The organism is Vitreimonas flagellata, assembly GCF_004634425.1.
Taxonomy (GTDB): domain Bacteria; phylum Pseudomonadota; class Alphaproteobacteria; order Caulobacterales; family Aquidulcibacteraceae; genus Vitreimonas; species Vitreimonas flagellata.
The window spans coordinates 526987-552361 of sequence record NZ_SBJL01000002.1 but is presented as its reverse complement, the minus strand read 5'-3'; the positions used below and the strand labels follow the sequence as shown (position 1 = coordinate 552361).

The 25375-nt window shown below is 62.9% G+C and carries 24 protein-coding genes and 2 tRNA genes; 16 read left to right on the top strand and 10 right to left on the bottom strand.

Annotation, left to right across the window (positions count from 1 at the left end; genetic code table 11):
• The first annotated feature begins 26 nt into the window (after positions 1-26).
• Positions 27-1013, top strand: coding sequence for a hypothetical protein (locus EPJ54_RS10680; protein WP_135211702.1), 987 nt, complete (start codon positions 27-29; stop codon positions 1011-1013).
• A 20-nt stretch (positions 1014-1033) separates the two neighbouring features.
• Here EPJ54_RS10680 and EPJ54_RS10675 read toward each other — a convergent pair whose 3' ends face one another.
• Positions 1034-2815 carry an NUDIX hydrolase gene (locus EPJ54_RS10675; protein ID WP_135211701.1) on the bottom strand — a complete coding sequence of 594 codons (1782 nt, stop codon included), beginning with the start codon at positions 2813-2815 and terminating at the stop codon, positions 1034-1036.
• A 126-nt stretch (positions 2816-2941) separates the two neighbouring features.
• Between EPJ54_RS10675 and EPJ54_RS10670 the strand changes: the two genes are divergently transcribed.
• The 5 genes from EPJ54_RS10670 to EPJ54_RS10655 all read left to right on the top strand — a co-directional run bounded on the left by EPJ54_RS10670 (position 2942) and on the right by EPJ54_RS10655 (position 6862).
• Positions 2942-3026: transfer RNA gene (locus EPJ54_RS10670), tRNA-Leu, on the top strand.
• An 81-nt stretch (positions 3027-3107) separates the two neighbouring features.
• Entirely contained in the window at positions 3108-4913 is a 1806-nt protein-coding gene (gene lepA, locus EPJ54_RS10665) for a translation elongation factor 4 (RefSeq protein WP_135211700.1), read from the top strand.
• Positions 4914-5193: 280 nt separating this feature from the next.
• Complete coding sequence (locus EPJ54_RS19840) at positions 5194-5700, top strand: histidine phosphatase family protein (protein ID WP_167755680.1); 507 nt, start codon at positions 5194-5196, stop codon at positions 5698-5700.
• A 25-nt stretch (positions 5701-5725) separates the two neighbouring features.
• Entirely contained in the window at positions 5726-6154 is a 429-nt protein-coding gene (locus EPJ54_RS10660; RefSeq protein ID WP_167755679.1) for a DUF3574 domain-containing protein, read from the top strand.
• Positions 6155-6283: 129 nt separating this feature from the next.
• A complete protein-coding gene (locus EPJ54_RS10655; RefSeq protein ID WP_135211698.1) occupies positions 6284-6862 on the top strand; it encodes a hypothetical protein in 579 nt (192 codons plus the stop codon).
• On the opposite strand, the gene EPJ54_RS10650 is transcribed toward EPJ54_RS10655, so the two are convergent.
• Both EPJ54_RS10650 and EPJ54_RS10645 read right to left on the bottom strand, forming a co-directional pair.
• Complete coding sequence (locus EPJ54_RS10650; RefSeq protein ID WP_135211697.1) at positions 6863-7285, bottom strand: hypothetical protein; 423 nt, start codon at positions 7283-7285, stop codon at positions 6863-6865.
• 80 nt (positions 7286-7365) lie between these two features.
• Positions 7366-7851 (bottom strand): hypothetical protein, encoded by a 486-nt coding sequence (locus tag EPJ54_RS10645; protein ID WP_135211696.1) that lies wholly within the window; start codon positions 7849-7851, stop codon positions 7366-7368.
• 137 nt (positions 7852-7988) lie between these two features.
• Here EPJ54_RS10645 and EPJ54_RS10640 point away from each other — a divergent pair, with 137 nt between their 5' ends.
• A complete protein-coding gene (locus EPJ54_RS10640; RefSeq protein WP_135211695.1) occupies positions 7989-8345 on the top strand; it encodes a DUF1428 domain-containing protein in 357 nt (118 codons plus the stop codon).
• 57 nt (positions 8346-8402) lie between these two features.
• Here the strand turns inward: EPJ54_RS10640 and EPJ54_RS10635 are convergent, their stop codons facing one another.
• A complete protein-coding gene (locus EPJ54_RS10635; RefSeq protein WP_135211694.1) occupies positions 8403-10610 on the bottom strand; it encodes a M3 family metallopeptidase in 2208 nt (735 codons plus the stop codon).
• Positions 10611-10806: 196 nt separating this feature from the next.
• On the opposite strand from EPJ54_RS10635, the gene EPJ54_RS10630 reads away from it, so the two are divergent.
• On the top strand, positions 10807-11454 hold the full coding sequence (locus EPJ54_RS10630; RefSeq protein ID WP_135211693.1) for a LolA family protein: 648 nt from the start codon (positions 10807-10809) through the stop codon (positions 11452-11454).
• 123 nt (positions 11455-11577) lie between these two features.
• Positions 11578-12693: a hypothetical protein gene (locus EPJ54_RS10625; protein WP_135211692.1), complete on the top strand. Its 1116-nt coding sequence runs from the start codon at positions 11578-11580 to the stop codon at positions 12691-12693.
• Here the strand turns inward: EPJ54_RS10625 and EPJ54_RS10620 are convergent, their stop codons facing one another.
• From EPJ54_RS10620 to msrA, 3 genes are all read right to left on the bottom strand, one after another.
• Positions 12694-14616: a hybrid sensor histidine kinase/response regulator gene (locus EPJ54_RS10620; protein ID WP_135211691.1), complete on the bottom strand. Its 1923-nt coding sequence runs from the start codon at positions 14614-14616 to the stop codon at positions 12694-12696.
• A gap of 4 nt (positions 14617-14620) precedes the next feature.
• Positions 14621-15007 (bottom strand): response regulator, encoded by a 387-nt coding sequence (locus EPJ54_RS10615; protein ID WP_135211690.1) that lies wholly within the window; start codon positions 15005-15007, stop codon positions 14621-14623.
• Between the two features lie 196 nt (positions 15008-15203).
• On the bottom strand, positions 15204-15845 hold the full coding sequence (gene msrA, locus EPJ54_RS10610; RefSeq protein WP_135211689.1) for a peptide-methionine (S)-S-oxide reductase MsrA: 642 nt from the start codon (positions 15843-15845) through the stop codon (positions 15204-15206).
• 176 nt (positions 15846-16021) lie between these two features.
• On the opposite strand from msrA, the gene EPJ54_RS10605 reads away from it, so the two are divergent.
• Positions 16022-16111, top strand: a tRNA-Ser gene (locus EPJ54_RS10605).
• Positions 16112-16301: 190 nt separating this feature from the next.
• Here EPJ54_RS10605 and EPJ54_RS10600 read toward each other — a convergent pair.
• Genes EPJ54_RS10600 through EPJ54_RS10590 form a run of 3 tightly spaced genes read right to left on the bottom strand, consistent with a single transcriptional unit; the run spans position 16302 to position 18916 of the window.
• Positions 16302-17693 (bottom strand): MATE family efflux transporter, encoded by a 1392-nt coding sequence (locus EPJ54_RS10600; RefSeq protein WP_135211688.1) that lies wholly within the window; start codon positions 17691-17693, stop codon positions 16302-16304.
• A gap of 48 nt (positions 17694-17741) precedes the next feature.
• Positions 17742-18131, bottom strand: coding sequence for an alcohol dehydrogenase catalytic domain-containing protein (locus EPJ54_RS10595; RefSeq protein ID WP_239590864.1), 390 nt, complete (start codon positions 18129-18131; stop codon positions 17742-17744).
• Entirely contained in the window at positions 18128-18916 is a 789-nt protein-coding gene (locus tag EPJ54_RS10590) for an SDR family NAD(P)-dependent oxidoreductase (protein WP_135211687.1), read from the bottom strand. Before EPJ54_RS10590 ends, EPJ54_RS10595 begins: the two co-directional genes overlap by 4 nt.
• Before the next feature lie 99 nt (positions 18917-19015).
• Between EPJ54_RS10590 and EPJ54_RS10585 the strand changes: the two genes are divergently transcribed.
• From EPJ54_RS10585 to gcvA, 6 genes are all read left to right on the top strand, one after another.
• Positions 19016-19567 carry a TetR/AcrR family transcriptional regulator gene (locus tag EPJ54_RS10585; protein WP_135212096.1) on the top strand — a complete coding sequence of 184 codons (552 nt, stop codon included), beginning with the start codon at positions 19016-19018 and terminating at the stop codon, positions 19565-19567.
• A gap of 256 nt (positions 19568-19823) precedes the next feature.
• Positions 19824-20648 (top strand): hypothetical protein, encoded by an 825-nt coding sequence (locus EPJ54_RS10580; RefSeq protein WP_135211686.1) that lies wholly within the window; start codon positions 19824-19826, stop codon positions 20646-20648.
• Between the two features lie 475 nt (positions 20649-21123).
• Positions 21124-21390 carry an acyl carrier protein gene (locus EPJ54_RS10575; RefSeq protein WP_135211685.1) on the top strand — a complete coding sequence of 89 codons (267 nt, stop codon included), beginning with the start codon at positions 21124-21126 and terminating at the stop codon, positions 21388-21390.
• Between the two features lie 7 nt (positions 21391-21397).
• On the top strand, positions 21398-22894 hold the full coding sequence (locus EPJ54_RS10570; protein ID WP_135211684.1) for an AMP-binding protein: 1497 nt from the start codon (positions 21398-21400) through the stop codon (positions 22892-22894).
• Positions 22891-24165 (top strand): type III PLP-dependent enzyme, encoded by a 1275-nt coding sequence (locus EPJ54_RS10565; protein ID WP_135211683.1) that lies wholly within the window; start codon positions 22891-22893, stop codon positions 24163-24165. Before EPJ54_RS10570 ends, EPJ54_RS10565 begins: the two co-directional genes overlap by 4 nt.
• A 118-nt stretch (positions 24166-24283) precedes the next feature.
• Positions 24284-25252, top strand: a complete 969-nt coding sequence (gene gcvA, locus EPJ54_RS10560; RefSeq protein WP_239590862.1) for a transcriptional regulator GcvA — start codon at positions 24284-24286, stop codon at positions 25250-25252.
• Positions 25253-25375: the final 123 nt, after the last annotated feature.

Here is a 25375-nt window from a genome sequence, read left to right as displayed (position 1 = left end):
TCCCTTGGGACAAAGGAGCTAGCCTAATGATTGATCGTCGTCATCTCTTGACGCTTACCGCCGCTGCGGCCGCCAGCGCCGGTTTGCCTGCGTGGGCGCAAACAGCCGCGCCAGCGGTCGAAGTGTCGAACGCGGCCGCATTGCGCGGCGTAAGCCAAGCTGTGGTGGCGTCCTTCGCGATCGGCTTTGTCACCAACCGCACCGACCGCGCGCGCGCGGGCGGCGGCTTGCTCGGCTCAGGGTTCGGTGGCCGTTCCACCGCGCGCAGCGCGTTGGAGGGGTTGACCGATGCGGATTTTCAGGCCGCGACCGATGCGGCCTATGACATCTTTGTTGAGCGGATGGGCGCAGGCGGCGTGACGCTTGGCGATCGCCAGCCGCTGCTTGATGCGTTCGGGACGCGCGTTCGTCCGGTCGAAACCGAAGAGCGCGATCTTGTTTATGGGCGTGACGATCGCGGCAAGGTGCGCATTTTTGGGCCAAGCCAACTTGGCGGCGGCGCCATCGTCATGCGCGAATGGCTCGGTATGATCACTGGCGGCGGCATGAGCGGCAATGCGAGCGCCGTTCAGGCCAGCATGGGCGCGCAGAATTTTGCGCGCGCCAACAATCAGGCTGTGCTGGGGTGCATGCTGATGCTCGATTTCGCCAATGCGGAAAGCTACGGCGGCTGGCATCGCAATATGTCGGCGGTTGAGGTGAACTCGAGTCTCGGCGCTTGGCCAGAATTGACACAGCTCAACGTGTTCGCGGCCGGCAATGGCCGTCAGGGGACGGTCGCCCTGGAAGACCCGATCGGCATCGGCGGCGATTTCGGCGTGTTCGCGGATTCCACGACCGGCGGTCAGCGCGCCGCTGAGACGGCGGCCAACGTCATTGGCGTGCTGGGCGGCGTCGGCACGAACTCGACGCGGCGTTACACCATGACCGCCGACCCGACACGCTGGCGCGCCGGTGTGAGCGAAGTGGCGCGCGAAGCGATTGGTGCGCTCGCGGGCGGCCTTTCAGCTTAAGCAGCAGACGGCGCGTTCGCTCAGGGCTGCGCGCCGTCGATCGCCTCGTACGTCACCAGGGTAAACCGCGTGCGCTCGCTCTCACGCATGCGCGTGGCGATCACTTCGTGCAACTCCGGCCGCCATGTCGTCCAGCGATCGACGAATGCGTTGGCGGCATCGCGGTCGCCGGCGCGCTGGATCGCGAGCACTTCGCGCAACAGACTGGTCACCGCCTCCGGGTAGCGGCGGTAATCGATGCGCAGGCGGCCGTCTTCGAAGCGCAATGCGCCGCGATCCATGAACCAATTCCATTGGATGAGCTGCATCGTGTTGTACGGCTGCTCGCGACGCGGCCGGTTCTTCTGCAACACGCGGCGAACACCCGATGCATAGATGCCGCGCAGCTGATCGTCCGTGATGCGGCCGCGCTCATTCAAGATGCGCGCCGAGGTGAGCGACACGAGATCGGCCTTCATCTCCTCCAACAAGTCCGCCGTATCCTCCAACGCCGCATCGAGATCACGGCCATCTGACGTTTGATCGACGCCGAGATAATGGCCGATCTCGTGCCAGAGCGTGCGATAGAAGCCGCCCTCCGGCGTCAGATCATTCGCCTGGCTCTCGACCACCGCCGCGCTGAACGCGCGGTGCGTCTCCTGGAAGATATCTTCGTTCAACAAAATATTGCCGCGCATCAGGATCGTGCGGCCGTACTGGCGCGCGAGGTAAGCTTCATTCGGTAGGATCGTCGCCGTATTGGCGCCGCGCGCTTGGCCAAAATCGGCGATGATGTTGTAAACGCCGACCGGAATGTCGGTCCGCACTTCACGGTGGTTCGCATAGGGCAGCGCATTCTCAACGTTTTGGATGTCGGCCAGCGCCGCCTGCAATTCCTCGCTGCGCGGGCGATCGCGCACCAGAAGCGAAAGCGAGAAGAACGTCTTCACGCCGTAAAGCGCATCGTCATAGGTTTCGTACGAGCCAATCTGCGCATTGAGATTGCCCGTGAAATCACCCGTCACCCAGGCCGCGTCGCCGCCTTCGTAATTGTCAGCGAGCAAATCACGCGCCCGCAGCCGCAGATAGCGTGCAAAAGCCGGATCGCCGCTCTCCACGAGGTCCGCCGCCGCATTCAGGCGGTCGAAGATGAAGAAGAAATCTTCTGCGTAAGCGACCGAATAGGGCACAGCGAGATACGTCTCGCTCGTTTGCAAACGCGCGCGCAGGCCAGGATGCAGCGTGTCGAGCGCGGGATGGCGATCGAGCGCGGACAAGGCGCGGCGGCGGTTCTCCGGCGTTGCCGCCCACACGACACCGCGATCATCCAACAATTCATCACGCCGCTCGGGATGCGTTGCGAAGAACGCATCCAAAGTCGCGCGCGTCGTGCCCGACGGATACATATTCCGCGCCGGCGCCTCGGGCTGCACTGAGAGGAACGCTTCGCGGGTATTGTCCAAGGTCGAGGTGATCGGGCCGCTATTCATACGGAAGAGATCACGCTCTCCACTGAGCTCCGGATGCGCCTCCAGATACGCCGCCGCCGCCAGCGCCTGCGGGTGGCGCTGATCCATATAGAGACGCTGCATCCGCTCGCCCGCCGCCAAGAGCTCTGTCACGGCCGCGTGCTCGCCCGGCGTCAGCGCCGAAAGGTCAGGCGCCAGATGCAGCCTTTGCGTCCGCGCCAGGATCTGTTCGGTACGAGCGGCGTCGAAGCTCGGCGCAATGCCGGCGGTGGAGGGGCCGGAGGGCGCCGTGGCGCAGGCGGCGAGGCTGAGAGCTAACGCAAAGGGGGTCAGCGCAAAGGTGAGCTTTTTCATAGCCCACGCCGCTACCAAGCCGGGCCTATGCCTCCCAGGCGGAAGCGACGAGCCGGCCCGCATTGACGCCGCCCGCCCGCTCGCCTAAACCCCCCGCCTCGGATCGCGCCGCAAGGTGCGCCCGATGCCCTGGTGGCGGAATTGGTAGACGCACTAGTTTCAGGTACTAGCGGGTAACTCCGTGCTGGTTCGAGTCCAGTCCTGGGCACCATCTTTCGAAAAATCTATCCTACACCCCTGCGGCAGCGCCTAAGCTTGGCGTTGTGGGCGGGCTGATATACGCACCGGCCCCATGACTCCCCGGGACAAGATCCGCAATTTCTCGATCGTGGCGCACATCGACCACGGCAAATCGACGCTTTCCGACCGTTTGATCCAGCAAACCGGCGGCCTCTCCGCGCGCGAGATGACCGAGCAGGTGCTCGATAACATGGAGATCGAGAAGGAGCGGGGGATTACGATTAAGGCGCAGACCGTGCGCTTGGATTACCGGGCCAAGGACGGCCAGGACTATGTTCTGAACCTCATGGACACGCCTGGGCACGTGGACTTTGCCTATGAGGTGTCGCGCTCGCTGGCGGCGTGCGAGGGGGCGTTGCTGATCGTGGACGCCTCCCAGGGCGTCGAGGCGCAGACTTTGGCCAACGTCTATCAGGCGCTCGATCTCGATCTCGAGATCGTGCCGGTGCTGAACAAGATCGATCTGCCGGCGGCTGAGCCCGATCGCGTCAAACAGCAGATCGAGGACGTGATCGGCCTCGACGCCAGCGACGCCATCCTCGCCTCCGGCAAAACCGGCGAAGGCATCAACGACCTGCTCGAAGCCATCGTCACCCGCCTGCCGCCGCCCAAGACCGGCGACCGCGACGCGCCCCTCAAAGCCATGCTGGTCGACGCCTGGTATGACGCCTATCTCGGCGTCGTCGTGCTCTTCCGCGTCATCGATGGCGTGGTGAAGAAGGGCATGCGCGTGAAGCTCATGCAAACCGGCGCCGATTACAACGTCGATACGCTGGGCGTGCTGCGCCCCAAGCGCGAAGAAGTGGCCGAGCTCGGCCCCGGCGAGATTGGCGTGTTCACCGGCTCGATCAAGGAAGTCGGCGACGCGCGCGTCGGCGACACCATCACCGAAATGCGCCGCGAAACCGCCCAAGCGCTGCCGGGCTTCAAGCCGGCGCAGCCTGTTGTGTTCTGCGGTCTCTTCCCGACCGACGCCGCGAACTTTGAAGACCTCCGCGCCGCCATGTCGAAGCTGCGCCTGAACGACGCCAGCTTCAGCTACGAGATGGAAACGAGCGCCGCCCTCGGCTTCGGCTTCCGCTGCGGCTTCCTCGGGCTTCTGCATTTGGAAATCATCCAAGAGCGCTTGAGCCGCGAATTCAATCTCGACCTGATCGCGACGGCGCCCAGCGTCGTCTATCGCGTGCACATGAACGACGGCGAGATAAAGGAGCTGCACAATCCGGCCGATCTGCCGGACGTGGTCTATATCAAAGAGATCGAAGAGCCGTGGATCAAGGCCACGCTGCTCACGCCCGACGAATATCTCGGCGCCATCATCAAGCTTTGCCAGGATCGCCGCGGCATCCAGAAGGAGCTGAATTATGTCGGCTCGCGCGCGATGCTGGTTTATGAGCTGCCGCTCAACGAGGTCGTGTTCGATTTCTATGATCGCCTGAAGAGCATCTCAAAAGGCTATGCCAGCTTCGATTATCAGATCATCGATCATCGCGTCGGCAATCTGGTGAAGATGTCGATCCTGGTGAATGACGAGCCGGTCGATGCGCTTTCGATGCTGGTGCATGCGGCGCGCGCGGAATCACGCGGCCGCGCGATGGTGGAAAAGCTGAAAGAGCTGATCCCGCAGCATATGTTCAAGATTCCGATCCAAGCCGCGATCGGCGGCCGCATCATCGCCCGCGAAACCATCAGCGCGCTGCGCAAGGACGTGACCGCCAAATGCTATGGCGGCGACGCGAGCCGGAAGCGCAAACTGTTGGACAAGCAAAAGGCCGGCAAAAGGAAGATGCGCCAATTCGGGAAGGTCGACATCCCGCAGGAAGCGTTTATTGCGGCGTTGAAGATGGATGGGGATTAGTTCAGTAGGGCCGCTAGCGCATTTGGTAAGCTGGCGGCGTAGATGGCTGCAAAGACGATCCCTGGAATTCCCACTGCGTACGCAATCATGTGCGCGCCACCCGAACTCAACATTTGATCGATTGAGTCTTCGCCATCGAAGGCCCCGCCATTCTTGGCGGCCAAGTAAGCGCTTTCGCCTAGCACGCGAGCAAATCCATTGTAACACAATGCTCCGTTCCAAAAAACTTCGACTGCGTTCAGTTCGAGATTGCTGAAACCAACCACGCGAGCTGAGATTTTTGCGGAAGGCGGCGGCGCTCGAAAAGCGCGCGCTGGCGCAGGTGAGCGATGCGCTGGCGCGCGGCAGGCCGGGTGATGCGAAAGTCTTGGCGGCGTTGGCTGAGCAAATGCGCAAATTAGCCGAGGTCGAGTCGGAGGTCGCGAGCGGCGATGAAGACAAAGCGCGCAAAATTGCCGAAGCGCGCGAAGAGCAAATCCAAGCGATGTTCAGTATGGCGGCGTGGCTTGCGTGCGCGATGGTGTTTCAGCCGTGCTCGGCGCCGGTGGGCTTTCTGGTGATGGTCAAACGCTGGCGCGAGATCAATCTGGGCGAGGGCGAGGAAACCGCCGAAGCGAAAGCGCGCGTGTTGGCTGAGGCGAAGGATCGGTTCTTGAATGGGCAATGGGAAGAGAATTTGCCGGAGGGCGCGCGTGCGTATTTGCAACGCCAATGGGAAGACATGCGCCAGCGTTTGGAACGCACGCTCAACGAGGATGCTGGCGCGTGGCGCGCGAGCAGCCCATAAAGAGTGCGCAATCGGGGAGGCCTACATGGTGCGTTGGTTCACGGCTTTGTCCTTGCTCGCGCTCGCCGCCTGCGCGCAGCCTGCGCCTGCCCCTTCGGCGGAAGCGTGTGCGGCGCCGGCGGAGGATCATGCGGTGGCGGAGATGTATTTCGGCCGCAACATCGGGGAGACGTTGGGCGTCACCGATGAGGAATGGCGCGCGTTCGTTGATGGCGAGATCAGTCCGCGTTTTCCCAATGGGCTGACGATCGATGATGTCGACGGTCAATGGCGCGACACTGAAACCGGCGCCATCGTGCGCGAGCCGTCGAAGCGGCTGACATTGGTGCTCACCGATGCGGCGCGCGATCAGGCCGCGCTCGAAGCGATCGCCGCCGCCTATCGCACGCAGCACGAACAGCAATCGGTGATGCTTGTGGTTGAGCATTCGTGCGTGGCGTTTTTGAGCGAATAGGCCGAGTTCCCGGCCTGTGCCGCCGGTCACAGCCCAATAAATCGTCCGCCTTCATTGAAGCGCCGTGGACAAGCCGCGTGGGCCCAATTAGGGGTCGCGCGGGGCAAGTCAGGAGAGGGATCAGCTCAGATGATGCGAAAGATTTTGTTGGCCGCCGCGGCGGCTATGGCGTTGAGCGCGTGCGGCCAATTGTTGGGCGGCGGCAATGGGCCGGCGCTCCCCACGGTGCAAGAAGGCGCGCAGGCGCCGTCGACGCAAGCGCGTCCGACTGGCCAAGTGCAGCGCGCGCAGATCGATGACGCGACGCGCACGCAGCTCATCGCCAATATCGGCGAACAACTCGGCGCGATTTCGCAAAACTTCGCGTCGGGCATGACGGTGGTGGAAGGAACGACCGATCAAATCGTAGCGCTTGAGCCCAGCACGGATCATCGCTGGACGATCGATCTTGCCGCCAACACCGCCTACACGTTCGTCGGCGCGTGCGACGGCGATTGCACCAATGTGGATATCGAGCTCATCAGCATGACCACGGGCGGCGTCGTCGCCAGCGACATGCTGCCGGACGATTATCCGGTCGTGCAATTCACGCCACCGGCGGACGGCCAATACATGGTGCGCACGCTGCTGCAAAATTGCACGGTCGCGCCGTGCTATGTCGGCTCGCGTGCGCTTGCGATGCCGGCCGGCGGCGCAGCGCCGAAGTAATTACGCATACGGGTAACAAGCCTCGCGCGGCAGGTTCAGATGAACGTGCCGCGCGAGCGCTTCGATCGCGCGTTGGTGCGCGATGTAGGGGTCGCCATTTTCCGGCCCGACGATCACGATGCGAAAACCCGCTTGCTCTTGGCCGCCCGGCGGCAGCATCGCCGTCGCAAGCCCCGCGCCATCGTCTGCGCGCAAAGTCACGAACATCGGCATCGCCTTGGCGATGTGATCCTTCAAGCCAATCTCTTGCTCGAACGATGGCGCGCCCTTCGGCGCGCGATAGCTTTCGCGCGCGCTGGCTTCGTGACGGCGGAAATATTTATCGACGGCGTGACGCATCAGCGCCGCCTCTGCTTCCGCTTCCGCCTCGGTTTCAATTCTGAACCAAGTCGCGCCGCCCGGCGCATCGCACACGTACCGCATGCGCGCATGATAGCGCGAAGTTCCGTAGTCTTTAATACGCGTCAGCAGTTTTCAAGCGCACGTGATATGCGCAGCACGCATCAACAGGGCACGTCGACCATGAGATAGCGGTTGGCGTAGCGATCCCATTGCCGTTCGCGGCACATACGCTGCGGGCGCTGATCTTCGTAATAACGTTGCTCCGGCGCGTAGCCGTAATCCTGCTCGTAGGCTGAGCGCCCGTCTTCGTAATAGCCGCCCTGGTCGTAGCCTTGGTTGTAATATTGTGGCGGCGGCGCGCAGCGCTGGTAATTGTCGTAGCATTGCGCCCGCGGCGGCGCTTGGCGCTGGTCTTGGCTGAGCGCTGCGCCAAGCAGGACGCCGAGCGTGAGGCCAACGACGCCCGCTGCGACCGCGTCGCCATCATCGTCGCGATCACGATGGCGACGGCGGTGATCGTAATAGCCATCGTGGCGCCCGCCCCAATAACCGTCGTGACGCCGGTCGCGGGCGTCGGCCGCGACAGGGGTCAGTGTCGTCAAAGCAAAAGCGAGGGTCGCCGCGAGGGCGGTCAGTTTGCGCAACATTGTCATGCTCCCGCCAGAACCGTGCGCCGCGCCAGCTGAATCTTACCTGAATCCAAGCTGAACGCGATTCATCCGCGCGGATTTGTCGGTGGGCGCGACGATTGTTCGTCCTAGGTTGGAGGAACGGAGGAAGACAAATGCCTTATGTTGATGGTTTCGTGCTGGCGGTGCCGAAAGATAAAATGGAACAATACAAAGAGATGGCGCGTCTCGGTGGTGAGGTGTGGATGGAGCATGGCGCGCTGAGCTACGTCGAATGCATTGGCGACGACGTGCCCTATGGCGAACTCACGTCCTTCCCGCGCGCCGTCCAAGCCAAAGACGACGAGGTCGTCGTGTTTTCGTGGATCACCTACGAATCCCGCGCCAAGCGCGACGAGGTCAACGCCAAGGTCATGGCCGACCCGCGCATGAATCAATACGACCAGAGCAACACGCCGTTCGACGGCAAGCGCATGATTTTCGGCGGCTTCGAAAGCTTCCTCGCCCGCTAGGCAAAGAAAAGGGCGCGCACCTTTCGATGCGCGCCCAAGGCTGCGAGTATTTTGGGCTTAGCGCTGTTCGCTGCTTTCACCTGTCGGGAAGCCGCGCGTGCGTAGCAGTGCGTTCACGTCCGGGTCGCGGCCGCGGAATTGGCGATAGGCTTCCGCGCGATCGGTCGTGTTGCCCGGCGCCAGGATGATGTTGCGCATGCCGGCGGCGACCGTGGGATCGAACACGTTGCCGGTTTGCTCGAACATTTCCCACGTATCGGCGTCCATCACTTCCGACCAGAGGTAGGAATAATAGCCGGCCGAATAGGCGTCGCTCGAGAAGAGGTGGCCGAACTGCGGGAGACGGTGACGCATCGCCATTTCACGCGGCATGCCGAGCGAAGCCAGCGTTTCGCGTTCGAAAGCGTCCACATCCGTGATCGCTTCCGGGCGGTTGTGCAGCGACATATCCACCAGCGCGGAGGAGAGGTACTCAACCGTCGCGTAGCCTTGGTTGAAGGTCGACGCGTTGTTGATCCGGTCCACCAGCGCCTGCGGCATCGGCTCGTTCGTACGATAGTGACGCGCGAACTGATCGAGGATGGGGCGCGACAGCACCCAATGCTCGTGCACTTGGCTCGGATACTCCACGTAATCGCGCGGGGTCGTCGCCAGGCCCGGATAGTTCACGGTCGACACCAGATAGTGGATGGCGTGACCGAATTCGTGAAACAGCGTTTGTGCGTCGTCGAGCGAGATGAGGATCGGCTCACCCGGCGCGCCGCGCACGAAATTGTTGTTGTTCGACGCAATCGGCGTGATCTCGCTGCCCATGAAATTCTCATGGCTGCGATACGTATTCATCCACGCGCCTGAGCGCTTACCGGCGCGGGCGAAATTGTCGAGATAGAACAGGCCCTGGAACGAGCCGTCGCGGTCGGTGACCTCGAACACGCGGACGTTTTCTTCAAACACCGGCACCGTACCCGTGATCTCGCGGAACGAGAGACCATAGAGCTGGTTGGCCATGTAGAAGGCGCCGTTGACCATGTTGTTGAGCTCGAAATACTCGCGCACTTCGTTCTGATCGAGATTGTAGCGATCGCGGCGGACTTGCTCGGCGTAGAAATTGTAGTCCCACGGCTCGATCGTGATGTTCGCGCGCTGGCGGTCAGCGATCGCCTGCATGTCGCGCACTTCTTCATGCACGCGCGCCACGGCCGCCGGCCAAACGCGCATCATCAAATCCTGCGCGCGTTCTGGGGTGCCGGCCATCGTGTCGGCCATGCGCAGGTGCGCGTGCGTCGGGAAACCGAGGATCTGCGCGCGCTCGGCGCGGAGCGCCAGGATTTCGGCGATGATGCCATTGGTGTCGTTCGCGTCGCCATTGTCGCCGCGGTTTTTGAACGCCGTCCACACGCGCTGACGCAGCGCGCGATTGGTCGAGAAGGTCAGGAACGGATCGACGCTGGAGCGCGTGTTGACGACAGCCCATTCGCCGGGTCGGCCGCGCTCCGCGGCGGCGGCGGCAAGCGCTGCAACGATGTTCGGCGGCAGGCCGGCGAGGTCGCGGCGGTTGGTGATGTAGATCGCGGTGTTTTCGTCCGCGAGCAGGCGGCGGCCGAAATCGGCGAACTTCGAAGAGAGTTCTTCGTTGATCGCGCCGAGGCGGGCTTGTTGTTCCGGCGTGGCGGCCGCGCCGGCGCGCACGAATTGGTCGCGCGTGCGCTCAAGCAGACGCAGCTGTTCGGCGGTTAGGCCGAGCGTCGTGCGCGTTTGGTAGAGTGTGTCGATGCGCTGGAAGAGCGCGCGGTTGAAGGTGATGGCGTTGTAGGCGGCCGTGATGCGCGGCGACCATTCGGCTTCTACTTCTTGCACCGCCGGGGTGGAGACGTTGTCTGTCATCACGCCGAAAATCGTGGTGGCGCGGTCGATGTGGCGGCCAGCGTCCTGCATCGGCACGATCGTGTTGTCGAAGGTGGGCGCCGCCGGATTGGTGGCGATGACCTGAATTTCCGCTTCCTGCAGCGCGAGGCCGAGTTCGAGCGCTGGCGCCAGCAATTCAACCCGCGCTTGGTCCCACGGCGGCACGCCGCCATGCGGGCCGGTCCACGGCTTCAACAATGGGTCTTGATTGGCTTGCGCGGTCAAACGGGCAACCTCGGTTTGCGCCGCCTGATGCGCGGCCGCGGCTTCGGCGCTGATCTGCGAACCGGCGGTGGCGCAAGCGCTGAGCGCCGGCGCACTGACGGCGAGCAAAAGCGCCAGGATATGAGACTTAGTCATGAAACCCCCAAAGGAAACGCGCCGGCGGGGCCGGCGGTTGGTTGGGCCAGACTTTGGCCGGGCGGGGGGCGCCGGGGCAAGCGGAACGGGCGCCGCAGCCGAACAAAGTCTCGTCAATTTGCGACGAACGCACAGGGTTTCGGGATGGGCGGCTGGCTGCTAGTGAGGCGGCCAGGGACGTCTCGGAGGATCGCTCATGCGTGCAGCAATTTTGGCTCTGGTTTCGGTTTGCGCCTTGGCGGCGTGCAATCCCAGCGCCCCGAGTGGTGAGAATGCAGCGCCGTCCGTCAGCGACGTTTTCCCCAACCTGACCTCCGCCTCCTATCGGGCCGAGGCGACCATCACCCGCGAGGGCCAGACCATTCCAGTCGTGATGATCCGCGATGGCCAGAAGCTGCGCATGGAAATCAATGCGCCGCAGGGCCAGAGCACGATGATTACCAACGCCGAAACTGGCGAGAGCTTCATTATTGCCACCGCGATGGGACAAACCCACGCCATGCGGCTCCAGCAGCAGGATAACGAAGACCCGGCGGCAGATTGGCAAGGTGACATGGGCGCGGCCACCCGCACCGGCTCTTGTTCGGTGGCTGGGGAAAACGGGGCCGAATGGACGCGGGAAGAGAATGGTGCGCCGCAGACCGCCTGCGTCACCAGCGACGGCATCATCTTGCGCGCCACGGAAGGCGGGCAGACGGTGTGGGAAACCACGAGCGTCCAGCGGGGGCCGCAAGCAGCCGAACTCTTCACCTTGCCGCCTGGCGTCCAGGTGATCGATCTGAACAATATGGGCGCGGCCATGGAGGACATGATGGCCCGCGCGCGGGCGCAAGCCGGCCAATAAGCCGACGCATTCTCCTCGCAAGAGAGGCGGCGCCCGGGGGAGACTCAGGGCGCCGCAGCCCGTTGTGCGACGCCGCACGGCGGGCTACAGGTCAAGGCTCGGCTCGGGACGGCGGACGTCTAAATGGTTAATTTTGCAGAGGCTAGTGCGTTTGCGCCGGAGATTGCGTCTCAGGTGATGCGCCTGTTGCCGCGCGAATTCCAAGACGCGTTCGTCCAATCGCCGAATGTTTTCATGTTCTTCATGTCGATGGCGCTGGCCGCGGTTTTGATCGCCGCGTTCTGGATGCTCACCGGCATGGGCCGCGCCTCCAGTTTGGCGCGCATCGCGCTGCGCGCGCAGGCGCTGAAGCGCAACAAAGATCACCGTGCGCTGGTGTTGATCGCGGAAATTCCTGGCGGCGGCGGCGAGTTGCGCCAGGAAATGAAGGAAGCGATCGAAGACAATTTCGGCATGTTCTCGTTCGAGCAGGACGTGCAAGTCGACCTCTTCCCAATCAAACTCAAAACGCTGTCGCCGAAAGCGCATCCGGAAGCGCGTCGTCGCGTCGCTGTCGAAGCTGCTGAAGCGCTCGAGCGCTCCGCCGCCGATGTGATCATCTGGGGCAAGCGCAACATGCTCGGCAAACTCGACCTGCGTCTGATGACGCTGCCGGGTTATGGCCGCACGCACGATGTGCAGGATTTCCAACTCGGCTGGCGCACGGGCCGTCCAGACGAAATCGTGCAGCGCGCGCTGGCGTTTGCGCTCGCGCGTAAAGCGCGCCCCGTTCTGCATCGCCCGCAAGATTACAAGCCGGATCGTCTGCAGCCGATCGTTGAATCGCTCGACAAGATGGTCGAAGCGCGCGCTGAAGAGATCAGCGACAATCTCCAGCTCGACATTCTGTCGGACTTCGCGTCCGGCGCGCTGAGCCTTGGTGAGCGTGGCGGCCACATCAAGTATCTAACCAAGGCGCTCGATGCGCGTCAGCGTTATCTCGACGCCGTGGATCGTTCGACCGATCCGGGCGCGTGGGGTGCGGCCCAACAAGAGATCGGCCGCGCGCTGACTGCACTCGGTGAGCGCGAAGGCGCACGCGACAAGCTGGAAGAGGGCGCCGCGCGCTTACGTCTGGCGATGGATGCGCTGCGTTCGACGGATTCGCTACAACAAGCGGAAGTGGCGCTGCGCGCGCTGCAACGCGCCGAGCAGACGCTGCAGCAACGCCGCCGCGTCGGCCTACGCTGGCCGGGCTAATCAGACTAACGAGTCGAGCGTTTCACGCACGCGGCGCGCCAGCTCCGCGAGACGATAAGGCTTGGACAAGAGCATCGCGTGCTGATCGACCTGGCCGCGCCGCGTCAGCGTCTCTTGCGGATAGCCCGATGTGAACAGCACACGCAGGCGCGGCGACAGCACGCGCGCTTGCGCGGCGAGCTCCCAGCCGCTGATGCCGCCTGGCATGACGATGTCGGTGAACAACATGTCCGGCCGCGCGCCGCCTTGAATCAAATTGAGCGCCTCGCGCCCGTCGGCCGCAACCAGAATGCGATAGCCCAAGGTCTCCAGCGATGAGATCACGTGGCTGCGCACGAACGGATCATCTTCAACGATGAGGATGGTCTCGTCGCCGCCTTCGTTCGCAGCGAAGTCATCGTGCCGCGGAGCGAGGCGCTGATCGTCGTCCGGCTCGGCCGCGGGCAGATAGAGACGCACGCTCGTCCCTAGACCTTGTTCGCTATAGATCGCGACATGACCGTTTGATTGCTTCACGAAGCCATACACCATCGAGAGCCCAAGGCCCGAGCCCTTGCCAACTTCCTTGGTGGTGTAGAAGGGCTCGAAGGCGCGCTCGAGGGTCTCTTTACTCATGCCTACGCCGTCGTCGGTGACGCAGACAGAGACATAGCGTCCAGCACGCAGATCGGCATGCCGACCGAGCGTCGTTCCATCGAGTTCAATCTCTTCCGTCGAAAGCGTCAGCACGCCGCCGGATGGCATCGCGTCTTGCGCGTTCAGCGAAAGATTGAGCAATGCCGATTCCAATTGCGCCGGATCGGCCATTGCGAATACAGGCCCCGGCGTCACAGCGATGCGCAGGTCGATATCTTCGCGCAGCGTGCGCTTTAGCAGTACCTGCATGCTCTCCACGAGCGCGTTGCAATTGATGGCCGTCGGCTGAAGCATTTGCCGGCGGCTGAACGCCAGCAAGCGTTGTGTCAGCTCCGCGCCGCGCTCTGCGGCGGTGACGATGGTCTCCGCGACAGTGCGCAAATCCGCGCGCGCTTTGAGGCGCGCTGAGAGCGCTTCGGCGTTGCCCAGGATCACGGTCAGCAGATTGTTGAAATCGTGCGCGATGCCGCCGGAGAGTTGGCCAACCGTTTCCATTTTCTGCGCTTGCACCAATTGTTCTTCGGTGCGTTTGCGCGCGGTGAGATCGTGAATGATGCCGACGAAAATAGATTCATCGTCCTGCTTGGCCTCGCCGACCGACAAATCCATCGGGAAGGTCGTGCCGTCCTTGCGTTGGCCTTCCACTTCGCGGCCAATACCGATCACTTTCGGCGCGGCAGTGCGAAGATAATTGCCGATGTAAGAATCGTGTTCGCTGCGATACGGGCTCGGCATCAGCATGCGCACGTTCTGACCAATCACTTCGCGCCCGCTAAAGCCAAACAAGCGCTCGCACGCCGGATTGAACATCAACACCGTGCCGCTTGAATCGATTAGGATCACGCCATCCACGGCGGTTTCGACCAGCGCGCGCAAACGCTCCGCGCCTTCGCGCAGCGCTTGCTCGGAGGCTTTGCGCTCGGTGAGATCGCGGATCATGCCGACATAGATCGGTTCGCCGTTTTCCTCGGCTTCGCCGACGGAGAGATCCATAGGAAACGTCGCGCCATTGCGCTTGCGGCCCATCACTTCGCGGCCAATGCCAATGATCTTGCGCTCGCCGGTCTCACGATAATTGCGCAGATAGCCGTCATGCCCGCTTTGATAGGGCTCCGGCATCAGCATCTTCACATTGCGGCCGATGACTTCGAACGCGGCGTAGCCAAACAGACGCTCGCAAGCGGGATTGAACACGAGAATAATCCCGCGCGCGTCGATCAAGATGACGCCATCCACCGCCGTGTCGACAACCGCTCGAAGGCGCGACTGCTCGTTGGCGGCGTTCATCGCTCTATGAAGGTGATCCTCTGCGTTCGGCGATCAAACGCTCAAGCACCTCAGCAAGTTGCCTCGCCCGGAAGGGTTTCGACAGCGCCGCATTGGCGCCGCGCTCGCGCGCGATGTCAGTGATGGCGCGGCCGTCGATGACGGTGGCGCCGGAGATCGCCACGATCGGCAGATCGGGCCATTGACGGCGCGCTTCAGCGATGAGTTGGGCGCCATCCGTGCCGGGCATGTTCATGTCAGTGACGATGGCGTCAACTTGGCGGCGATTGGCGATGTCGAAACCCGCCGCGGCGCCTGGCGCTGTCAACACCTCAAAGCCGGCGTCGCTGAGCCCCAGCGCCAGCGCGTCCCGCACCATGATGTCATCGTCGATCAAGCAGATGACCGGCATGCCGCCCCTCGAAGCACCCTGAGCCAAAACCGTAACACGGGAATGCTTGCGCGTCTCGGTTGCGATTTCGGTAATATTCACCAGAGAGATGGCGCCGTGCGCCGGGAAACCGCAGCCCTTTCGTCGGCCTCGCTGGGCGGGAGCGCAAATCGAAAGGCGGCGGCGGCAAAGATTCGCCGCCCCGCCGCCTAAAGATTTAGTCGACCCCGACACCGATCGGGCAGCTCACGCCGGTGCCGCCGATGCCACAATAACCGTTGGGATTCTTCGCCAGATATTGCTGGTGGTAATCCTCAGCATAGAAGAACTCGGGCGCGTCCTGGATCTCGGTCGTGATTGCGCCATAGCCTGCCGCGCGCAGTTTTTGTTCGTACGCCGCCTTAGCCTGTTCGGCGGCGGCCTTTTGCGATGGCGACGTGGTGTAGATCGCCGACCGGTATTGCGTGCCGATATCGCCGCCTTGGCGCATGCCTTGGGTCGGATCGTGATTCTCGAAGAAGAGCTTCAGTAGATTGCCGTAGGAGATGATTTTCGGGTCGAAGATCACCCGCACCACCTCGGTGTGCCCGGTGCGGCCCGAGCAGACCTCTTCGTAGGTCGGGTTCGGCGTCGTGCCGCCGGCATAGCCGGCCGAGGTGCTGAACACGCCCTTTTGTTGCCAGAACTTGCGTTCCGCCCCCCAGAAGCAGCCCAGGCCAAACACGGCCTCTTCGAGCCCCGCTGGGAAGGGGGGCTTCAGCGGCGCGCCATTGACGAAATGGGTGGCCGAGGTCGGGATCGGATTGGGCCGGCCGGGCAGGATTTGGTCGGCGCTGGGCATGGTGGTGGATCGGGCCATGAGAACCTCGCTGGAATTGGGATTGAATGTAGGTCGCCCGCGCGCCGCGCGCACCCCCGCGGAGGGGTGGCCTTGAACCTGGCGCGCTCGGGTGAACGCAGGTGAATACGCCGCTCCCCGCCAATCAGTTACGCGCCTTGCGCCGGAACGCGGCCCCGGCCATAACCCGCCGCTCCGGACAGGTGGCCGAGTGGTTGAAGGCGCACGCCTGGAACGCGTGTATAGGTGAAAGCCTATCCAGGGTTCGAATCCCTGTCTGTCCGCCACGCCTCAGCCCGATCCAAATTGAGACGACCGCCAGACCGGATGTGTGCGGCATCGATTGATGACGATAGGAAGTGTTCTGCGTCAAGCGCGCGCGGCGCTCACGTATGAGTGCTTGTGGCATCCATCGCTGCGCGCCCTCCGCTTTTGGGCGGCTAAGTTCGCGTTTCTGAAATGCGGCCAACGGTTGAACTAAAGAACGCGCCGCTCGCTTGCACCCCAGCGGGTGGCGCGCACTGCGACGAGTGTGAAAAGCCCCTGCGCGACCATGGCGAGTGCTGACAGCGCAAACACGCCCCAGAGCGGCATGGAATTCGCCATAATGAGCCAGCCGCCGATCACGATGAGGGCCAAACGCAAGCTCTGCGCGAGGATAGGGCCGCCGACTTTTCCGGCGCCTTGTGCTGCGAAATACAAACAAAGCGCTAATCCGAAGAAGGGATAGCCGACGCTCGCGATGCGCAGATAGTCACGCGTGACCGAGAGCACCCCAGGCTCATCGACGAAGATTGTCGCCCACAGATCGGGCGCGATCGCGACGATCGCGCCGACAATCGCGAGTGCGCCGGCCGCGAGCGCGCCAGCGGTCCATGCAACGTGGCGCGCGCGCTTGACGTTGCCAGCGCCAATCGCTGCGCCAACCATAGGCACACTGCCGACGCCTATCGCGAACGCGATCGGGATCAATAGAAACTCCAGGCGCGCGCCCACGCCATAGCCTGCGAGCGCGTCGGCGCCGAATTGCGCGACGAGGGCCGTCAGGACGAGCACTGTCGCGACAGATTGAATGGGCGAGAGGCAGGCGAGGAGCCCCGGTCGCAGCACATCGGCAATGATCGCAGGGCGAAACATCGTGGGTGAGAGCGCGAGCTTCACGCGTGCGCGTTGCGATCGGGTGAGGCCCAACATGGCGATGGCAGTTAGACTGAATGCAACAACTTGGCCGAGGGCGACACCAGCTACACCCAGAGCCGGGAGCGGTCCAAGGCCGAACGCCAAGGCGCCGCCCACGCTGATCTGTACGAGTCCGCCGGCGAGCAGAATGAAGGCCGGCGGCGCCATCAAGCCTGTCCCGCGTGCGATCGAAGCAAAAGTGTTGGCGAGCCAAATGCCGATGATCGCAAGCGCTGTGATGTTCGAATAAAGTATGGCTTGATCGAGGGCCGCGCCGCGTCCGCCGAGCGCGCGATAGATGATGGGGCCGAAAGCCCAAAGCAGCGCCGCAAAGACGATGCCGGCCGCCACGCCAATCAAAGCAGCGTTGAAGGCAATCGCTTGCGCTCTCTCATTGTCGCCGGCGCCCAAGGCGCGGCTGATCGCGCCCGAGATCGTGCCGCCCATCGCGCCGGCCGACATCATTTGCATCAACATGACGATCGGAAAGACCAGCGTGACGCCAGCGAGCGCAGATACGCCAAGACGGCCTACATAGGCAGTCTCTGCGATCGTGATGATCGCCGACGAACACAACGCGACAAGATTGGGCGCTGATAGCCCGATCAATGTCCCGAAGATCGGGCCGTGCACGAGTGGGCTCGCCTGCGGCGTCGGCGCGCCCAGTTCCGAGTGTGTCGTGTTCGTCACGCAGGCCTCGTTAAGAATTGTATCAGCGCTGTGGCGCCGAAGTGACAATCACGACGCGCTTTTCATGGTCACGACGATCTTGCCCTTGGCGGGGCCGGTATCAACATAGGCGAGCGCCTCGTTCAGCGCTTCGAACGCGAACGCGCCAATGCGGCCGTCGCGCGGACGGGCGAAGACCTCGTCGCCGATTTTGAAATGCGTCACGCGCGCGCCTATGCCGGCCATTGCACCTGCCAGATCGTGCCCGAGAATGAAGGGCGGCTTGTAGGGTAGGATCGGCTTGAATGCGCCGTCGCGGATTTCGCCGTCGAGTGGATTGAGGCTTGCGGCATGAATCTCGACGAGGATGTCGTCCGGCCCGCACACGGGATCGGGGAGTTGCTTCAATTGCAGTGAAGCGCCTTTGCCGCATCTCTCAACAACATATCCGCGGATCACGCGTCGACCTTGTAACGCGCCGCCGGGATGCTTTGGGCGAAACCCGGCAGCATCGCCATGCGCGTTGCCTGGAAAGCCGTCCACTTGCTCTCATCATGTAGCGGCGGAATGGTGACGGGCTCTCGCCGGTCGAAGCCCGAGAGTGCTGCATCGACCAAGGCGCCCACCTCCATCATCGGCGGCAACGCCGCAGGATCTGCCCCAGCACGCGACCAAATCTCAGTTGCGGTCGCGGCGGGAAGCACTGCTTGGACGTAGACGCCCTTCGGCCCCAATTCGAAAGCAAGACCTTGCGACAGAAACAGAACAAAAGCTTTCGTCGCGCCATAAATGGTCTGGCCGAACTCGGGGACCAGCCCGACCACCGAGCCAATGTTTACGATCGCGCCGTCGCCCGCTTCGGCGAACCGGCCCGACACGGCATGTGCCAGCCGCATCACCGCCGTAGCATTCACGGCGACCAGACGATCGTGATCGGCGGAGGATTGTTTGTCGAATGAGCCCGCAACCGAGATTCCGGCGTTGTTCACAAGTACCCCGATGCTGGAATCTTCGCGCAACCGCTTTTCAACACGGGCGATGTCGTCCGAGATCGCGAGATCAGCACTGACCACATCGATCGCGACGCCAGCCTCAGACCGAAGCCGCGTGGCGAGCGCTTCAAGTCGCCCCGTGTCGCGCGCGACGATCACCAAATCGTGGCCGCGGCGCGCGAACCGTTCGGCATAGGCGGCGCCGATGCCGCTGGAAGCGCCGGTGATCAGGACGGTGGGGAGGCGAGACATGAGGCGCGTGCTCCGGTCCGATAATCATGAGGATCATCATGTAACTTGCTAAATATGATGATCATCATATATGTCAAGGGCGCCGTTGGAGCAGGAATGATGAAAGTCAGTCGGGAGCAGATGCAGATCAATCGCGAGCGGATTCTCACTGAAGCCGCGCGTCTCTTTCGGGAGAAGGGCTTCGAAGGCGTCAGCGTCGCGGAGGTGATGAATGCTGCGGGCCTGACGCATGGCGGATTCTACGGGCACTTTGCCTCAAAGGACGACCTCATCGCCGAGACAGTCGCGCATATGATGGCGAACGGCGCAAAGCTGTCGGCTGAAAATTTATCGGCGTTTGTAAACGCCTATCTGTCACGCCGCCATCGCGACGGCGTCGCGCAAGGCTGCCCGATGGCTGCGCTCGCTGGCGACATTCGCCGCCAAGATGCCGACACGCGGCGCGCGATGACAGTGGGGCTGCGCGCTCAGGTCGATCAGATTGCCGCTTCGCTTGCAGATGATGGATCGAAGCGAACGCAACAACGCGCAGCAATTGGCGTATGGGCGACAATGGTGGGAGCGCTGATTTTGGCGCGAACGACCGACGACGCGGCGTTTTCGGATCAGATCCTTCGAGATGCGAAAGCGTGGCTGTCAGAGCGCATCTAAGCCGTGAAAGTCACGTGCTAGCGCTCGTTCGTGGGTCCGTTATGAGCCGCGGTCGGCGGCAGGTGTTTTCTGGGATATTCGCTGCTCTCAGCCTTTGGCGCTCGGTCGTTGCGCGACTCCGCGCCAGCGATCAAGCCCGATAGGTAGAGGCGCGCGTTGTCGCACGGCGCCATCCAGCAGCGGTTCTTAGCGACGCTTGATATAATTCAAAATCAGTGGGTTTCATCGCGCCGCATTCTGCGGCAAAGGGCGAGGAATGATTGAAGCCATTGAACACAACACTCTTGGTGAGGCCTGCGATCTGCTGGCCAAAGGCTTTCCCTTGCGTTCCAGTGCGTATTGGGAAGACGCACTCCAACGCATCGACACTCTTGGGGAAAATCGTGCGCTCGGGCTGCCGGTGGGGCAGATCATGCGCACGGACGGGCGCGCTCAAGGTGTTGCGCTGACGATCGCTAGCCGCCGCCCCTCTGACATGGGCGTGCGTGTGAATCTCAATTTTGCGGCTTGGTATGTGGAGCCCGATCAGCGTTGGCGCGCCCCCTTGATGTTGCGCGCCTTGAACCGCACGCCCTGCGACGTGCTCACCGATTTGACGCCCTCCCAAGCCGTACAGGCGCTCTTGCCCACATTTGGGTTCAAGCCCATTACGCAGGGTTTTGTGCTTGATCTAGCGGCGTTCCACAAAGGCGGTGGCGAAGTCGTCGATCTAAACGTTGCCGCCACGCCGCTGGGCGAGTTGCTGCATGCGCACCAACGCTTTGGCGCGAAAGCCGTCATGTTGCACACACGTGATGGCGCGCAGCTTCCCCTTTTGTATCGCGTGGTGAAATTCAGGGGGGTGCGCACGGCGCACATTCTATATTGCGGCGCCAATCAGATGCTTCACGATCATATGGGGGCGCTGTCGAAACACCTCCGGCGCCAAGCGATCGGGCTGGTGAAGTTGGAGGCCCCAGTGGAAAGAACGCCGCCGCGTGGCTGGCTCCGGGCGGGACGCGAAATTCGCTTCGCCCGAGGCGCGGTCTCTCCTGATATCACCGATTATCTGGGCTCGGAATTGTCGCTGTTCGATTGGTAAATTCACACACCTGTCGGCTGAATTTCGCTTAAGCATAAGTCGCGCTTGATCGCGCCTTGGGCGCCCGCTACCCATGCCTTGTGCGCACCCTCGTGACACTCCTCTTGGCGCTGTGCTTTTTGATTCACGGCACGATCGCGACGGCCGTCGCGGTCGGCGATCCGTGCGTGTCGATGGAAACGTGCCTGGCAGGGTCTCTCGACGTGGATGGCGACACCGCGGCGGGCTCGGAGCGTGAAGTAGACGCCAAGGCGGACGTTTTCGTGCGCCCAACGCATCATGTCACGCCAATTCCTGCACACTTCTTGAACTGCGCTTGGGGCATGCGGGCCCCGCCTTTCTTGGCCGCCGATTGTCCGCCGCCCACAGAGCCGCCTCGACTCTTCCTCTAACACACACGCCGGCCTTCGCCCGCGTGTAGACCACCAGTGCGCGCCCCACGCGGCGCGGCATCCATTTGTGTTGAGGGAAGATCATGAGCGCCAAAGAGACGGAAATTTACACGGTGATCTGCGAGTTCTTGAGTACTGCGACGTCCGCGCCGCCCGGACTTGTACTTGATCGCGACACGCCCCTCCTCGAAGGCGGCGCCCTTGATTCCTTGGGCATATTGCAGCTCACCGCGCGCCTGGAGGAGGTGTTCGGGCTTCAAGTCGCGGACGAGGACTTCATTCCGGAGAATTTCGAGACGATCGGCACGCTCAGCCGCTACCTCGCCGGTCGGCTCACAGTGGCGGCTTAACGGCGCCATGTATCTCCTGCATCACTTACTGGATCAGCGCAGTGGCGAGCCCGAACGGCTGGCGCTCGTCGATGGCGCGCGGCGTTTAACGTTCGGCCAGTTCGCCGCGTCCGTCGAACAGATGGCGGCGAAGCTTGTCAATGCAGGTGTCGCACGCGGCGATCGCGTGGCGATCTTTTTGCCCAAGAGCCTTGAAGAATGTGTGGCGATCTTCGCCATCAGCCGTGCCGGCGGCGTGTTTGTGCCAATCAACGCCGCTCTCAAGCCCGCCCAGGTGCGCCACATTATCGACGATTGCGGCGCGCGCGTTCTGATCAGCGCGCCCGAATTTCTATCGGGTTTGGAGGAGGCTTGCCCGGATTTGCTTGGGGTCGCATTGGTCGACGAACGGCCAGATACGATGGCGCCCGCGTCTCGCGCCATCGGCGAAGACCTTGCCGCGATCCTATACACGTCCGGATCAACCGGGCGTCCGAAGGGCGTGATGCTCAATCACCGGAACCTGCTCGCTGGCGCGCGCATCGTCCGGACATATCTCGGCATCAATCCGAGCGACCGCATCCTCTCTATTCTGCCATTCAGCTTCGATTATGGCCTCAACCAATTGCTGACGGCGGTTGAGCAGGGCGCGTTGCTGGTGCTCGCGAGCTTCCGCTTCGGCGACGAACTCGTACGCAAGCTTGTCGAGCATGAGATCACCGGCCTGGCGGGCGTGCCGACAATGTGGTCGGTGCTGACGCGCGCCGCGCCGAGCTTGCCGCGCACGCCCTTGCCGCATCTGCGCTACATCACCAATTCGGGCGGCGCAGTGCCGTCCGCGACTGTCGCGAAGCTTCAGGAATTGCTGCCAAAGACGTCGATCTTCCTGATGTATGGGCTGACCGAAGCGTTTCGCTCGACCTATCTTCCGCCGGACCAAGTGTCGATTCGACCAACGTCGATCGGCAAGGCCATTCCGGAATGCGAAGTGTTTCCGCTCACCGCGGATGGTCGCCGCGCCAAGCCCGGTGAGCCTGGCATCCTTGTGCATCGCGGGCCGACGGTTTCACTCGGTTACTGGAATCGGCCGGAGGACACGGCGCAAGTCCTGCGGCGCAATCCGTTCAACGACGCCGTGACGGGCGGCGATATCGTGTGTTGGTCTGGCGATTTGGTGACCGAAGACGAAGAGGGCTATCTCTATTTTGTCGCCCGCGAAGACGGCATGATCAAATCCGCAGGTTTCCGCATCTCCCCGACTGAAGTGGAGGAGGTGTTGATGGCGACAGGCGCGTTCAAGCACGTCGCGGTGATCGGCGTGAAGGACGAGTGGGTCGGTCAGAAAGTTCACGCCATCGCCGTCGCTTTGGAGCCTGACCTCGACACCAAAACGGTGCTGGCGCAGGCGGCGCAGCATCTCCCCACTCACATGATGCCCGCACGTATCGAACTCGTGGACGCTCTGCCGACAACGCCGAACGGCAAGGTGGATTATCAGACGCTGAAGCGCGAGCGCGGGCAATGAGCGCGCACATAGCCTCGCTCGCGGCCGAACTTCTCGCGCGTAATTTCGGTGGGACGGACGAGCTTCTGATCGGCGGCGTGCCGATCTCGCGTCTTGTGCATGAGCACGGCTCGCCGCTTTTTGTTTACGACGCCGACATTGCGCGACGCCGTTATCGGGATTTGTCGGCGGCCGTGTCAGGCTTCGCCAGTGTCTTCTACTCGGTGAAGGCGAATCCCAATCCGGAGATTGCGCGCCTCTTTGTCGAAGAGGGCGCCGGCCTTGAGGTGGCGTCGGCGCGCGAACTGCAGATTGCGCTGCAGGCCGGCGCGCCAGCGTCGCGCATCCTCTTCGCCGGTCCAGGCAAGGGAGAGTCCGAGCTTGAATTCGCCGTGCGTGCGCGCATCGGCGAGGTTCACGTGGAGTGCTTCGAAGAGATTCAGACACTGGGGCGGTTGGCGCAGGATGCGGGTCAACGCGTCCGCATAGGCATACGGGTAAACCCGATCGCGGCGGCCCAGGGCGGCGCTATGCGTATGGGCGGCAAGCCAGCCGCCTTCGGCTTTGACGAAGAGAGCCTCGCGGATGTGATCGAGGCGCTGGCTGGCCAAGCGATGCTCGACTTGGTCGGCGTGCATTTGTTTGCTGGCACGCAGATTCTCGATGCCGATACGCTGCTGGTGCAATGGGGCCACGGCCTGGACGTCGCTGCGCGCGTTGCGCAAATGATTGAAAGGCCGATTGAGACGATCGATCTCGGCGGCGGGCTAGGCATTCCGTATCATGGCGCAGACCGCGCGCTTGATCTTGGTAAGATCGCCGCCGGCGCATCCAGGCTTGCAGCGCGCAAAGCGAGCGATGCGCTTTTGCGCGACGCGCGCGTTGTGCTTGAGCCTGGTCGCTTCCTCATGGGTGAGGCGGGGATCTATGTGATGTCTGTTCGCGCCGTGAAGCAATCGCGCGGCACACGCTTTGTCGTGGCCGACGGCGGCATGCATCATCATCTGGCCGCGTCCGGAAATTTGGGTCAGGTGATGAAACGCGATTATCCGATTGTGGCCGCAACCAAACTGCGTGCGGCGGCTCAGGATGTCGCCGCTTTGGTCGGGCCGTTGTGCACGCCCCTCGACACGCTTGCGCGACAGACTGCACTACCTGTGCTCGCCGCCGGCGACCTGGTCGCCGTGCTGCAATCTGGCGCCTACGGTCTCACAGCCAGCCCCGTGAACTTCCTCTCTCACCCAGCGCCGAAAGAGATTCTGGTGAGCGGCGGGGAGCCTCTGGTCATTTGATGCGGGCCGCATCTGCTTCGTCCGGTAAGCGTGAAGGAAAGCGCCAACGCCACTGCGCCAATTGCATCGCACGCGGCGTCACGTTGGCGAGTCCTGGTGCATTGCAGCAGGGACGCCTATGTTGGCGGCTCGGCCGGAGCGACCCTTGGAAGATCTGAAAGACCCTATGCCGCCTTTCGTGAGCCTCAGGGTTTTCGAGGCGGCGGCGCGGTCGGGCAGTTTTGCCCGGGCGGCGGAGGAGCTGGGCATTAGCGCCGGCGCCGTGAGCCAGCACATCCGCTCGATCGAGGAATTCGCCGGCCAGCCGCTGTTTCGCCGTTTGGGGCGCGGCGTTGAACTCACTGAAGCTGGCAAATCGGCCTTCGCCCACGCCAGCGCCGCGATCGCGGAAATGCTGCAAGCTGGCCGGGCAATGCGCTCGGCGCTGCGCGGACGGCGCATCTCGATTTCGACCGCGCCGTCCTTCGCCTCGAAATGGCTCATTCCCAGATTGAGCCAGTTTCAGGAGCTCTATCCCGACACGGAAGTGCGCATGTCCGCCGACATGACGCTCACTGATTTCTCCGGCAGCGATATGGACCTCGCCATCCGCTACGGACCGGGCGGCTACGAAGGGCTGCATTGCGAGCGGCTGATGACGGAATCCGTTGTCGTTGTGTGCAGTCCGCGTCTGCTCGAAGGCCAAACGGGCGCGAAAACCGCGGCTGATCTGATCAATCTGCCGCTCATCCACGACGATGCGCCCGAGCGCGATCCGTCCTGCCCAACCTGGGGCATGTGGTTCGCCGCGCGCGGTTTGCGCCGCGCCGACGCCGAGCGCGGGCTGCGCTTCAATCAATCGAGCCTCGCCATCGAGGCCGCGATCGGCGGTAAGGGCTTGGCCTTGGCCAAGCGTCAACTCGCCTTGGGCGACATTGCTGACGGCCGCCTGGTGGCGCCGCTCTCGGAAGCCGAGGCGCCGGTGAACTTCGCCTATTGGCTGGTCTGGCCGCGCGGACGCCGGTTCGAACCGGCGCAAATGGCTTTCCTCGATTGGCTCCGCGCCCAAGCAATCGAGGGCGATTCAGCGGCCGACCACACAGCTTAATCTCGACGCTTTAGGTGGGGTATCAGGCTCCCTAAAGCCACGCTTAAGCGGCGCGACCTACCTCGGTTGCGCTGCGGCGCCCATTGTCTGGGCTCGGTGGGCCGTCGCGCGGCCCGTCTCCCT